The sequence below is a fragment of the Desulfovulcanus ferrireducens genome, from assembly GCF_018704065.1.
GTDB classification, from domain to species: Bacteria; Desulfobacterota; Desulfovibrionia; order Desulfovibrionales; family Desulfonatronovibrionaceae; genus Desulfovulcanus; species Desulfovulcanus ferrireducens.
The window spans coordinates 64293-78230 of the sequence record NZ_JAGUQP010000008.1 but is presented as its reverse complement, the minus strand read 5'-3'; the positions used below and the strand labels follow the sequence as shown (position 1 = coordinate 78230).

At 39.4% G+C, this 13938-nt stretch carries 6 protein-coding genes; 4 read left to right on the top strand and 2 right to left on the bottom strand.

Annotated features, from left to right (window positions below):
* The first annotated feature begins 497 nt into the window (after positions 1-497).
* Positions 498-4367, top strand: coding sequence for an AAA family ATPase (locus KFV02_RS04425; RefSeq protein WP_252380324.1), 3870 nt, complete (start codon positions 498-500; stop codon positions 4365-4367).
* A 128-nt stretch (positions 4368-4495) separates the two neighbouring features.
* Positions 4496-5815: a malic enzyme-like NAD(P)-binding protein gene (locus KFV02_RS04420; RefSeq protein WP_289510071.1), complete on the top strand. Its 1320-nt coding sequence runs from the start codon at positions 4496-4498 to the stop codon at positions 5813-5815.
* A 241-nt stretch (positions 5816-6056) separates the two neighbouring features.
* Here KFV02_RS04420 and KFV02_RS04415 read toward each other — a convergent pair whose 3' ends face one another.
* Positions 6057-8996: a PAS domain S-box protein gene (locus KFV02_RS04415; RefSeq protein ID WP_252380323.1), complete on the bottom strand. Its 2940-nt coding sequence runs from the start codon at positions 8994-8996 to the stop codon at positions 6057-6059.
* Positions 8993-10024 (bottom strand): ABC transporter substrate-binding protein, encoded by a 1032-nt coding sequence (locus KFV02_RS04410; protein ID WP_252380322.1) that lies wholly within the window; start codon positions 10022-10024, stop codon positions 8993-8995. The genes KFV02_RS04415 and KFV02_RS04410 overlap by 4 nt, the downstream gene beginning before the upstream one ends.
* An 842-nt stretch (positions 10025-10866) precedes the next feature.
* On the opposite strand from KFV02_RS04410, the gene KFV02_RS04405 reads away from it, so the two are divergent.
* Positions 10867-13299 (top strand): methyl-accepting chemotaxis protein, encoded by a 2433-nt coding sequence (locus tag KFV02_RS04405; protein WP_252380321.1) that lies wholly within the window; start codon positions 10867-10869, stop codon positions 13297-13299.
* 299 nt (positions 13300-13598) lie between these two features.
* A complete protein-coding gene (rbp, locus tag KFV02_RS04400) occupies positions 13599-13862 on the top strand; it encodes an RNA-binding regulator (protein WP_252380320.1) in 264 nt (87 codons plus the stop codon).
* Positions 13863-13938: the final 76 nt, after the last annotated feature.

Here is a 13938-nt window from a genome sequence, read left to right as displayed (position 1 = left end):
TTAATTATGACAAAATTTTGCTAAATATGAGCGTAAAAAGAGAAAACAATCAGCAGTTGGAATGCCAAAATTAAGGCTTCGCAAAAATCTGTGTAAATAGCGGATGCGTTCCTGTTGCCTTCCCGGCCCGAAAGGCAGGAGAGGATATTTGAATTTTGACTCTTATCGTATCGGATAAGGCTATCAGCACACCCGGAAAGTGATTGTTACTAAGCTTAACTACGGCCTGTAAGGCCGTCAGGTTTTTGTTCGGCAAAGTCTGCCGAACAAGAATGTCTGCGTTAGTCTGCGTGGGTCTGCGGTTAAAAAAGTGTATTAGACATTTTTCCGACAGGTGCAGATACCGAATACGCCTCTAGTGAGCGAAGCGAACGGGTGAGAGCAATTGATTTTTTAATTAAAAAAAATTTACTTCAAGTGGCGGCATTTTGTGCCAGCGCAAACATCGGGTGTACCCGTTAAAACAATTGTTAATAGGCTAAGTGGGAGAATAGTAAGTGCGGATTGTAGAGGCCTATATTGATGGCTTTGGAATATTTCATGACCAAAAATTAACTGATATTAAGCCTGGAATAAATATTTTTTGGGGTAATAACGAGGCCGGCAAATCTACGTTGCTGGCCTTTTTTCGTTCTATCTTATTTGGTTTTGAAGGTAGACGAAAAAACCCGCTTTTTCCTCCTCTTAAAGGAGGCAGGCATGGCGGAAGGATCGACCTGGAAACTCCGGATTTTAGCCGGATAACTGTCGAGCGCTATAATGGGCCCAAAGGCGGAGATCTCAAGCTTATCTTTTCTGATGGCACAAAGGGAAGCCACCAGGACCTGCAAGCCCTTTTTTACGGGGTGAACCAGGAAATTTATAAAAATATTTATGCCTTTAGCCTTACCGAACTTCAGACTTTGCAGAGCTTGAACAACGAACAGATCAAGGGAGTTATTTACGGTGCTGGCCTGGGTGCCGGTATCACTGATGTTCTGGCCTTAAGAAAGAGTCTGGAAAATGTGGCCGATGAGTTATTCAGACCGAGAGGGCAAAAACAATTTATCAATAAGAAGCTTAGAGAACTGGACCAGGTCCAGAAAGATTTACGCCAGGCGCAAAAGGAGTTTGAGCGTTTTGAGGAGATAAAAAAGGAGCTGGACAACCTGGAGACAGCCTTGGTTGATTTGCGTGCAAGGCGGGAACAGTTGAGATTTGAGCACAACAGGATAGAAGGGCTAATTAAGTATTGGGATTTATGGATTGAAAGTAGGGAAATAGAAGATGAGCTCAAGGATCTGCCAGAGATAGAATACTTTCCTGAAAATGGCCTGGAGCTTTTAGCTCATATAAACGAGAAGTTAAGAGAGCGGGAAGAGCGGTTACAGCAATATTTGCAGGAGAAAAAGGAAGCGGAACTCAGAGCTGCCAGTTTGGTAGTTCATAAAAATATAATAAGTCATAAAACTGAGATACGCTCTTTGGTTCAAGGTAAAAATGCCTATCAGGAGTCTTTGAAAAAAATACCAGTTCTTAACCAGAGCCTGGTTTCTTTAGAACAAAAATTGGATGAAATTTTGTCCACTCTTGGAGCAGGATGGACAAAAGACAAAATAAAAAGTTTTGATCTTTCTTTATTTACCAAAGACAGATGTCGTAAATATGATCAAAAAATAACCAATGCAGTAAATGAACTCCGGAAATTTGAACAGAAGCTAAGCGAAAACAAGGAAGAACTGTTTCAGCTGGAACGGGAATTAGGTTTTCTGCATGAAAACCTGAAAGAGTTAGAAAAGAACAGGCTGGATTGTTCCGAACACGATGTAAAAGTACTTGTCCAGGGCTTTAAGAGATTCCAGGCTTGTGTACGTGATCTCAAGATAAAAAAAGAGCAGATAGAAAACGAAAAAAAAGAACTAAAAAATATTCTTGTCAGTATCGATCCTGCCTGGACAGAAGATGAACTGGAAAATTTTCCTGTTTCCCGTGAGGTTGAACAAAAATGGCAGGAGTTTGTTCAAAAAGGAGAAGAAATTCAGGATGATTTAAAAAGTATTGAAAATAATTTGAGCTGGTTAAGACAAAGCTTGGAACATCTCCAGGAAGATATTGAGACCAAACAGAAGGAACTGGATGCAATTCAAGTTAATGTTCAGTCTGACAGAGAAATAAGATTGCAAAAGGAAAAAATAACAAGATTAAGCAGGTTGCTGGAAAGAAAAGAAGTGCTTGAAAACGAAAAGAAGGAGTTGGAAACTTTTGTAGATTCTCCTGAAAGCAGAGACAAGCTGTTTTCAACAGGACTTATACTCACCATTCTGGGATGCATAGGTCTATCTTTCGGTTTATTTTTTAAAAATACTGCCTTGGTAGTATCTTTTGGGATATTGTTGGTCCCGGGCCTGGGAATACTGTTACCAAGATTATTGCAAAAACTTAAAAGACAGGACCGCGTTAAATTGGCAAAAGAGAAGATTGCAGAGCTAGATGAAAAAATTGCGGAAATAGAGCCTCAAATATCTGCTTTGGCAGAAAAGTTAAATATTAAAAATGAAATCGGTCCGGATTTGTTAAAGGAAATAGACTATGCCCTGGGAGAGCAGCTTGTTTTGTGTGAGCAAAAAAGGATATTGAGTAGAGAACTGGACAGGCTTGACTTTCAAGCAGAGAAAATAAGAGAAAAAATAGATGCCTTGAGCAAAGAACAGAAAGAGAAAACGCAGAGAGTGCAGGCCATTGATGATAGCTGGGCGAAATTTTTAAGACAATTAAACTTTTCAACTCCTATTTCCCTTCATCTTTTCCCCCGCACTATGGATAAAATAGTCAGGGCCAGGGAGAAATTAGCCGACTTACAGGTTAAATTTAAAGAAAAGGCTGATTTGGAAAAGGAAATCAAGGAGTTTATGACGCAGGCTAAGAAGATTTCCAGTTTAAAGTCAGCCTGTGAAAAAGGTACGGAGGCCCTGCTTGGGGCTTTGGATGGTTTTTGGGTGCAGGTGGAACAAAATGAGCAAATTATAAATAGATGTCTGGCCCTGCAGACACAAATTGAAGACAAGCAAAAACGCAAAGAGGATCTTGAACAGAACAGGGATAAGTTGGCACATCAGGCTAGCAATGCTCGCGATGAACATGGCCGGATTTTAGGAGAATGGCGAAAATGGCTAGCCGGATGTGGTTTTGACCAGGATTTAGAACCCCAGACCGTATTGGAAGCTTTGAATTTGGTGGTTCAAGCCAGGGATGTTTTGAGTCAACTGGAAAAATTGCAGGTAGAACAAAAAGAGCTATACAAAAGCAAACAACTTTTTGAGCAAAAGGTTAAAAGGCTTGCCCAGGATTTGGGGCAGGACTATCAGGCCGACGCTTCTGATAATATTTCTGTTTTAGTGGATAACTGGCAGGAAGAACTGGAAGTTTCTTTACATAATCAGGGAGTTAGGCAGGAGTTGAATGAGTCCTTGAAGGGGTTCGAGTTGAAAATGCAGCTCGTGAGTGGCGAAATTGTTGAACTTAAGAAGGAAAAGGATGAGTTGCTGAGAAAAGCAAAGGCCGGAAGTGAAGAAGACTTTAATCAAAGAGGTAAAATTTTTGCTCACAGGCAGAAGCTTGGTCAGGAGCTTAAGCAAATCAGACAGCAATTAAAATTGGGACTTGGGCTGAAAACCTGGGAAGAGGTCGGGCAGTCCTTTGTGCATGAGGATAAAAACGAATTGACAGCTAAATTTGAGGAATTGAAAAGAGAAATAGAGGCCATGAATGATGAAGAGAGCGGGATAGTTGAGGCCCTTGCCAGGTTAAAAAATGAGCAGGAAAAATTAGCCGGTTCTGATGAAGTATTGCAGTTAAAGGCAAAAGAAGAAGGTTTGTTGGAGCAGATCAAAGAGGGCGTTCTAAAGTGGTCTAAATATAAATTGGCCATGTATTTTCTGGAACAGGGGAAGCTTAAATTTGAGCAGGAACAGCAGCCAAAAGTGTTGAAAAAGGCCGGACAGTTTTTCCAGACCATCACCGGACAGGAATATGTAGAAATTTTTGCTCCCTTGGGTGAAAATAAAATTACTGTGCGCACAAAAAATGGCGAAGTAAAAGAACCTCACCAGTTAAGCCGGGGAACAGCCGAACAATTATATCTCTCTTTACGTCTGGGTTATTTACAGGATGTGGCGGAAAAAAAGCGCCACCTGCCAATAATTATGGATGATATCCTGGTCAATTTTGATCCGCAAAGAGCAGTTAGTTCTTTGCAGGCTATTCTTGAGCTGAGTAAGTCCATGCAGGTGTTCTATTTTACATGCCATCCACATGTGGTGGAAATGATTAAAAAATGTGACACGGATGTTTCAATATTCAGATTAGATGGAGGCAGAGTGTTATTGTGAGTTTTTTTTAAAAAATGTCTTGAAAACCATAATAATCTCCTCTATAAGCCCCCGCTTTATAAAACCTGTGTCCATGGTGAGCAAATTCTTTTTCGCCATGTGAACACAGAAAAATCAGGGGGAGAAATATGGCTTTGTTTACCCGGGAGGATGCATTAGATTATCATCGTCTAGGGAAGAAGGGTAAGCTGGAAGTTATTCCGGTTAAGCCCTGTTTGAACCAGAAACATCTGTCCATGGCTTATACTCCAGGAGTGGCCGAGGCTTGTCGGGCCATAGTGGAGGATGAACAACTGGCTTATGAGTACACCAATAAGGGCAACCTGGTGGCTGTTGTCTCTAATGGCACTGCTGTCCTGGGGTTGGGTGATATTGGTCCATCTGCTGGTAAGCCGGTTATGGAAGGAAAAGGCCTTTTGTTTAAATATTTTGCGGATATCGATGTCTATGATCTAAACATAGCACAGAAAGATCCGGATAAGGTCATTGAATTTGTAAAAATGCTCGAACCCACTTTTGGGGGCATAAATCTGGAGGATATAAAGGCTCCGGAGTGTTTCTATATCGAGCAGACTTTAATTGAAGAAATGGATATCCCTGTTTTCCATGATGATCAGCATGGTACTGCCATAATTTCAGGCGCAGCCCTTATTAATGCTTTGGAACTTACTGGCAAAAAAATTGAAGGTTTGAAGGTTGTGGTTTCAGGAGGCGGCGCAGCAGCCATTGCTTGTGCCAAATTTTATGTGAGTCTTGGCTTGCCGAAAGAAAACATATTTATGTTTGACTCTAAGGGTCTAATACATAAAGAACGTTATGTCTTAAATAAATACAAGCAGGAATTTGCCCAGGACAAGGATTATGGCTCGCTGGCCGATGTGCTTAAAGGCGCTGATATGTTTGTAGGGTTGTCTGTAAAAGGCATTTTGACTCAGGATATGGTTAAATCTATGGCCAAAGACCCAATAATTTTTGCAATGGCCAACCCGGATCCTGAGATTTCCTACCCTGAAGCCAAAGAGGTACGTCCTGACTGCATTGTGGCCAATGGCCGCTCTGATTATCCGAATCAGGTAAACAATGTTTCTGGATTTCCGTTTATTTTCCGAGGAGCCTTGGATGTACAGGCCAGAAAAATAAATGAGGAAATGAAAATAGCAGCGGCTAAAGCCCTGGCTGAGCTGGCCAAAGAGCCGGTTCCAGATGAGGTGTTAGAAGCTTACGGGTTAAAAGAATTACAGTTTGGATTGGATTACATAATCCCCAAACCTTTGGATGCCAGAATTTTAGAATGGGAAGCCACGGCAGTAGCTAAGGCAGCCATGGATTCCGGCGTAGCCCGAACCACAGTGGATTTGGAAGAATATCGAGCTTCTTTGCGCAAGAGACTTAAAGCCGCGCAAAAGCGAATTAATGAGTTTGTAAAGTCATATAACTTGACTATGTAGCCAGTAGGAACTGAATGTTTGTCCTGCACCCGCTTCTGACCAAAATTTTTTTGTCTTGCATGTTTATTAGAAGTGGGTGCAGGAGTCGCCGCCTTGAGGTTTTCAGACCAAGGGTCACTAGTATACCGTCCCTCCTGTCGCTTGCTTGTCCATTGTTAAAAAATGACGCAAGGTTACCCCACTGTCTGCTAAATGACGCAAAACTAGCCCACAACAATTTTTGTCAACGAATTTAAGTTGTTTATCCCTCATGATTTCTGTCGAGCACTTCTTTGACTGTTTGCAAAAGGGTATCAATGGGATAAGGTTTTTGTAAGAAACGGAAGCCTCTTTTCTGGATCACTGGCCAATGCGATTTGTAATCTGTATAACCACTGCTCAAAATGACTGCAATTTCAGGCTTGCTTGACAAAATTTGCTCTACTAGTTCCAGACCGTTTTGATCCGGAAGTATCATGTCACTTATGACAAGCTCAAAATTCGCGTTTTCATTGTTAAAGATCTCCAGGGCTTCACTGGCTGTTGCCGCTTCAAATACCGTGTAACCATTTTCTCTAAGAACAGTAGCCACAACGTCTCGGACGCCTTCTTCATCTTCAACAACTAAAACACGTTCTTGTTTTCCTTCTAAATTTTCAAAGTCAGATGGTTTTTCTTCTGTCTGGGTCTCTACTCTTTTAGCCTGGTCCTGGGCCGGCAGGTAAATTTTAAAAACAGTCCCCTGACCTTCTTCACTATAAACATTTATCCAGCCTTTGTGCTCTTTTACAATGCCATAAACAACAGCCAGGCCCAATCCTGAGCCTTTGCCTCTCTCTTTGGTAGTAAAAAAAGGTTCGAAGATGTGCTTTAAGGTTTCTTCATCCATACCGCTTCCAATATCTGTCACAGACAAACACACAAATTTACCTGCCCGTGCATCTGGAATATCATGCAAAAAATCCTCGTCAAATTGTACATTTTCAGTTTTTATGTTCAACTTTCCACCATCAGGCATGGCATCTCTGGCATTGATAGCCAAGTTGACGATGATCTGCTCAAGTTTTCTCGCATCTGCCTGTACAGGCCATAAATCGGGAGATAAATCTGTAGATATATTAATATCCGCACCGATGAGCCTCTGGAGCATTTTAATGATATTGGCCACAATTTTATTTAAGTCTACAGATGCGAAGTCCATCTGTTGTTTGCGGCCGAAGAGTAGAAGTTGGCGTACCAGGTCAGTTGCTCTGGAAACGTTGCTGTTAATTTGAACTAAATTTTTGTAAACCGGATGGCTCCTCTCTATTTTGGTGAGAGAGATGTCTACATATCCTTGGATAGCCATAAGTATGTTATTGAAATCATGGGCTATCCCACCGGCAAGGACCCCTATGGACTCCATTTTTTGGGCTTGAAAAAGTTGCTCTTTCAGTTTCTTTTCCTGGGTCACATCGCGTTTAACAGCTACATAGTTGATGATTTTTTTTCTGTCGTCTTTTATTGGCGAGATAGTTGCGACTTCTTCATATAAGGAGCCATCCTTTTTCTTATTTATAAAATGTCCATGCCATGGCTGGCCATTACTAATAGTTGCCCACATTTGTTTATAAAATGAGCTATCATGTTTTCCACTTTGCAGAATGCGTGGATTTTGACCGATAACCTCCTCTCTTGAATATCCTGTGGTTTGAATAAATGCAGGGTTAACGTATTGGATTATTCCTTTTGCATCTGTAATGATAATGCTTTCTGCTGTTTGTTCTATTGCTGTTACCAAAAGTGCCTCAATTCTTTCCAGTCTTTTGCGTTCATCAACTTCTTTTTTTAAACTAGAGATAAATTCGTGAGTTTGAATGACTCTCAAACATAACAAACCATGAATCAAGGACAATAATAAAAATATATTTAATAATATGATTCTATATTGAAAAATAGGATTTAAGCTATATAATGTTGCCAAGTACCATTCATCATCATTTAAGGGAACTCTCTCTAAAATCCATGAATACCCTTCTTTGTCCTGTAAGAGATTTTTTTTAATCAATTTGTATTCGGTCGATCTCAGGATTTTTCTTTGGCCGAACACTTTTTGTTTACTCAAAACCTTCAGTGTGTTATCAACATTGTTTTGCGGTGAGGAATATAACAAAACATCGGTCATTTCATCAGGGCCGAATAAAATTGCTCCGCTTTTGTGCATAAAAAATATGTGATTCTGTTTAAAACTAGAACCCCATATAGTAGAAAAATCAAATTTTATCACCAGAACGGCACTAATTATTCCATCTACTATTACAGGTCGGGCAAAAAATGCACCAACAGTGTCTGATTTTACCCCTCTAGCATAGTAAACATTAGCAATCCCCTGTATAGCTTTTTTAAAATAAGGTCGAAAGGCATAGTTATATCCTTCATATTTCGGATCGGAACAGAGAGTAACTGTGCCAGATTTATCCATAAGCCAAACATAGGAAGCTCTGCACATCTGGTTAAATAACTTTAAAGTCCATCTCTTGTCATTCTTGTTTTTGGAGATGGCAGCTTTTTTGATCTGTTGATTTATAGAAATCATCTTGCATAAGGTTAGACCTGTTTTTTCAAAATCAATCAGTCTTTGACGTAGGATCTCCAGCTTGGAATAAACTTTAACAAGTTGATCAGTTTTGTAATTGTCCTCTAATTTATTAATGATGAAATAACTGACAAAAGTAACTAGTATATAGACTAAGGAAGTACAGATAAAGAAATAATATCGTTTCTTAAATGAAAAAGAATTACGGAGAAAATATAAAATTGTAATGTTAATAAGAATTATTTCAAAAATTGCCAACTCAATGCTTTTAAAATATAATAAAGAAAGAATAGTATCAAAAACAAGACAAATTGAAAACAGCAGTCCAATTTTAGTCTTTAAATCGTTTCTTTTTTTCTTTATTATAAGCAGAACTAGTACAATAGTAAAAAATATCGTAAAGAGTGGCGTGATGTTAAGGATGACATTGTTGGCTTCGAGGAGTACACACTGAGTGTTTAAGGCTTTGAATAAGCCAACGCAAAACGCAGAAAAAATTATGAATTCCCAGAATCTGTCTCTTAGATTGAGTTTATCTCTGCTAATTTTTATTAAAACAAGACCGGCAAAGAGAAAAAAATAGACCGATCCCATGAGGTTAGTAAGCTGAAATTTAAGTTCAATCATTGTATAAACTCATCCACCAAACTTAATACTTCATCATTCAAACGCATCCCAAGTTCCTTAACCCTTTTTTTATTAACAATAATTTTATAATTTTTGGAATTTTCAATCAGCAAGCTGGAGATGGGATGGGATTCTAACAGCCTGACAGCAAGCAGACCTGCCTGGTGACCCATTTGAAAAAAATCAACACTATATCCTCCAAAAAAACCTAACTCTGTAAAAAGTTTATTCGGAGTGAGATCTATTTTTTTTATTTTAGAGGTTAATAAAGGGGCAACTCCTTCTATGGTTTGCTTATAATGTTTTTTTCTTGGATATTTAGGCGATACGCTAAGGATAAGAGGAATATAAGCTTGAATGTCCGGCCGGGAGGCAATTGTCTGAATAGCGGCTTCCAGTTCTTTCATAGTTGTTACGGGGAAAAGTTCTATCCTGTCTTTATACTCGCTATTGCCCAATTCCCTCAAGACCTGAGATTTTGCAATCTGACCCATGTAATCTGTAGAATAAATAAGAGCTACTTTGGAAGGTCGTTCTAAGATCAAGTCCAGGAGTTCCATTTGTTTCCGCATGAACAGACATTCATAAACCCCGGTAATATTTTTGATTGGTTTATCTCCTTGCAAAAAATGTAGTTTTGCATTGTATTCTTCCAACGACCTGTTAATGCCAGAAAAGACAAGGAATGTATCCTCATAGCCAATAACTTTTGGCGCAATTACACTAAAGGCCAGATCGTCCAAGGCAATAATTACTTTAGGTTTTTCCTTATCAATTGCTGATAACACCTCATTTATCTTTTTATTTACCTTGTCCTGAGAGAGTCGTTTAGAGTCCAGATAATATGAGCAAATTTTTAACTCCTGAGACATACTTCTTTTCAAGGCGCTGATTACTCCCGCATATTGTAATTTTTCGCAGGGATCGTCTTGGTGATAACTGGCAACAATGAAGACCAAATCTTGGGCCTTGGCCGGAGTAGAGAAGAGCATGAGCATTACTGCCAGCATTATTTTTTTGGGGAACATTTTGTTTTCCTTAATTGGTGGGTATTGTTGTTGAAATCTTCATGGTTTTGTTAAGAATACATAAATTCGAAATGAAAGATTATTCTTATTATATTAATTAAGAGCCTGGACTTTAACTCGGATAAATTATTATAGCTCAATAAATACCTTTTTTGGGGTGAAAGGTCATTAGAAACCGATGTTCGCCAATTTTGCTGATGTTCATGGTTTTATAATCAGATCAATTTAAAAATTAAAAATGACTTTTTTTACCTAAGAGTAAATAGGGTGTCAAAAAATGGTGAGATGAGTTAGCTTTAGCGTTGTCCTCTCTTAAAAATGATCTATCATCACAAAAAAATTAATAATATCTTTAAGTTAGAGTCTTCAAGGAGAAAACAAAAAATTTCTTTAAGGTTGTTTAAGTATAATTTTTTAATTTTTCTCCAAAAAAGAAGTGGCTTTACCGAAAGCTCCTCTTTTACCTCTAATCCCATCCTAACACCCTCAACAATTCTCTATCACCTTCGAATTTACCGGGAAAAGAGGGGGTGTTTTCAAAATACCTGCTTTTTGAGTTGATAGTTTTAGTGTGCCGGTTGAGGTCGTTTCGATTCAGGCAACATTTTTTGCTGTCTGTGATTTTGTTAAAACAAAAAACAGTATGTTTGATAAATTGAAAGATTTTATCCAGGAGTCTTTGCCCGCTTTATATACCTGTTTTTTGTTGACACCCTTAACTTTTTAGCAAAATATTATCTATATGTTCTAGTCATGACGCTTGGCTAAAATTCATCTATATTAACATGTTAGGCACATTCGTTGCCTCTTGGTTTTTATAATGTCCGTTTAGGAGGTAAGTTATGAAACTAGGGCATAAATTATTTATTCCCTTAATCTTGTCCGTGGTTATTTTAGGCGGGATAGGTTATTGGGTTGTTCATGGCGAATTAAAAGAAATGCAAAGCTATTTTTCAAATAAATTTGCCCAGAATAAGGCCCAGGAACTAGACCATAGTATTGAAATTTTAGGCCGTCAGGCCTTAAGGCAGGCAGCTTTGTTTGCATCTTTGCCCGGGGTGGTTCAAGCCTTTGAAAAGGCCCATGAAGGGAATATCAATGATGAAAATGATCCTAATGCCCAGGAAGCCAGGCAAATGCTGCGCCGACTCTTAAAGGATAATTTAAGTAGCTTTAAAGAGATAACCGGTACATCTTTTAAATTGCATTATCATTTGCCTAATGGTCGGAGCCTCGTCCGGTTGTGGAGGAAAAAACAGAGCAAGAAAAACGGAGTCTGGGTAGATATATCAGATGATATTTCTTCATTTCGTCAGACTGTCTTGGATGTTAACCAGTCGGGAAAACCAGTTTATGGTATTGAACTTGGCCGTGGAGGATTTGTCATTCGCGGCCTGGCCCCTGTTAAGTCAAACGGGAAACAATTGGGTTCGGTAGAGGTCCTTTTGGACTTTAACCCCTTACTTAAGGCTGCTTCAGAAGGAGATGGTCAGGTAGTTCTGTTATATATGAATGCAGACAAACTGCATATTACGCAACGCTTGCAGGATTCCAAAAAATATCCGGTCATTGATAACGAGTTTGTGTTGGTTTCTGGATCTAAGGGCAAACAGTATGAATCCTTGATTAATATTAATCTTTTGCACCAAGGTAGAAGGGGGCTTTATCTGGAACAGCAAGGAAATACTGCCTTGGCTGCATTTCCAGTAAAGGATTACAAGGGCAATCAGATTGGTGTTTTTGTCTATGCTTATGATAATAAGGCCATAACCGGATCAATTACTTCTGTCTCCATAACCATTGGTTTGACCCTGTTGGCATTGATGCTCTTGCCTGGTATTGTAAATTGTCTGCTTACCTCTATATTTGTCACCAGGCCTATCAACAAGGTTGTCGCTACAATTAAAGACATTACTGAAGATAGAGCGAATTTGACGGATCATATTCAGGTCAGGACCAGGGATGAAATTGGCCTTTTGGCCACTTGGTTTAATAAATTAATGGATAAGATTTACGGTATGATGTGTAATATTGAGTACTATCGTTATATCATTGAAGCTATCCCTGATCCGGTATTTGCGGTGGACCAAGACTATAATATTCTCCTGGCTAACAAAGCAGTAGCCAGGGTAGCGGGGGAAAACACTGGTGAAAGTTTAAAAGGAAGGAAGTGTAGAGATATTTTTAATACGAAGGTTTGTGGCACGAACAAGTGTCCTATTGATCAGGTCAAGGTTGCTCAAGGTTCTACTGAAGCTGAAATAATTGAAATGAATATTGATGGCCAAAAGAAGTTTATAAAACCTTTTGCAGATATCTTGCGTGACTGTGATGGCAAGGTGATTGGTTACGTGGAAGTGGCTCGGGATGTCACAGACTTGGTCATGAAGGAAAGAGAATTAAAGAAAAACTTGGAACAGATTGAGCGGATAAACCTGGAAGTGCGCGAAGTGGCTTTTAAAGTAGCAGATACGACCACCGAGATTTCCGAGCAGGTTGAACACGTGGCCGAAGGAGCTCAGATACAAAGAGAAAGAGTTACGGAAACAGCCTCAGCCATGGAGGAAATGAATGCTGCAGTTTTGGAAGTGGCTAAAAATGCATCCAATGCATCTCTACAGGTGAACCAAAGCCGGGAAAAGGCAGAACAGGGGGCCAATATTGTGTCTGATGTGGTTCAGGCGATTTCCGAGGTGCACAAACTAACTAATATACTCAAAAAGAATATGGACAAATTGGGTTCTCAAGCAGAATCCATTGGTCAAGTAATGAATGTAATTTCTGATATTGCTGACCAAACTAATCTTTTGGCTTTAAATGCAGCCATTGAAGCGGCTCGTGCCGGGGAGGCTGGGCGTGGATTTGCTGTAGTTGCTGACGAGGTGCGCAAGCTGGCAGAAAAAACAATGGTCGCGACAAAGGAAGTAGGTGAGGCTATTGAAGCTATTCAGACTGGAACTCGTAAAAATATAGACAATACCGATCTGGCTGCTCAGGCTGTACAAAAGGCCAAGGAACTAGCCAATCTTTCAGGAGAATCATTAAGGGAAATCGTGGTTCTGGTCCAAGACTCCAGTTCCCAAGTTGGTAACATTGCCACAGCTGCAGAAGAACAGTCAGCCACCAGTGAAGAAATTAATAGGGCCATTGAGCAAATTAGCCGTATTTCTTCAGAAACAGCAGAGGGAATGAGGTTTTCCGCCAAGGCACTGAATAATCTGCTTGAGTTAGCTGAAAAGTTGAGACAGATTGTGGACACCAAAGTTGATAAGTGAGCAGACTCATATACCTTCTTCCATGAGAGCTTGCTCAAGCTTATTAGACTAAAAATTTTTTTGACCATAAGATATACAGATAGTTTTTTGACTAAAATTTGTTTCTAAAAATATATACTTCTTATGTAATATTATGATATTTTTATTAAAAAAATTTTTATTAAAAAAAACTTGCAAATATTTCTATTTGCTGTAAAGGTATGCTGGGTTTGTCCGCAAAGCATGATTACTTAGTCCAAGTGGTTGGGTTAAGTAGCGGATGTGTGGTTAATTTTTTTGTTTTTTGGAGTTTTTAGTTTATGTCTAAGAATTTGTATGTTGGAAATTTACCTTGGAAGGCAACTGAGCAGGAATTGCACGATTTGTTTTCTCAGTATGGTCAGGTCAACTCAGTAAAAATCATCTCTGATCGCGAAACCGGTCGCTCCCGCGGTTTTGGTTTTGTGGAAATGGAAGATGGTGGAGATGAGGCCATGCAAACCCTTAATGGTGCAGAGTTCGGTGGCCGAAATATTAGGGTCAACGAGGCTAGACCAAGACAGGAAAGAAGACAGGCCTGGTAAAGAACAAAAAGCCCGCTTTAAAGCGGGCTTTTTGAATGACCCTGCTGTTTATTATTTTCAACATTAACCTTTAGCT

Bases quoted from the DNA above. Each gene is read 5' to 3' on its own strand.
- KFV02_RS04420 (WP_289510071.1), top strand. From the start codon at position 4,496: ATGGCTTTGTTTACCCGGGAGGATGCATTAGATTATCATCGTCTAGGG.
- KFV02_RS04415 (WP_252380323.1), bottom strand. From the start codon at position 8,996: ATGATTGAACTTAAATTTCAGCTTACTAACCTCATGGGATCGGTCTAT.
- KFV02_RS04410 (WP_252380322.1), bottom strand. From the start codon at position 10,024: ATGTTCCCCAAAAAAATAATGCTGGCAGTAATGCTCATGCTCTTCTCT.
- KFV02_RS04405 (WP_252380321.1), top strand. From the start codon at position 10,867: ATGAAACTAGGGCATAAATTATTTATTCCCTTAATCTTGTCCGTGGTT.
- rbp (WP_252380320.1), top strand. From the start codon at position 13,599: ATGTCTAAGAATTTGTATGTTGGAAATTTACCTTGGAAGGCAACTGAG.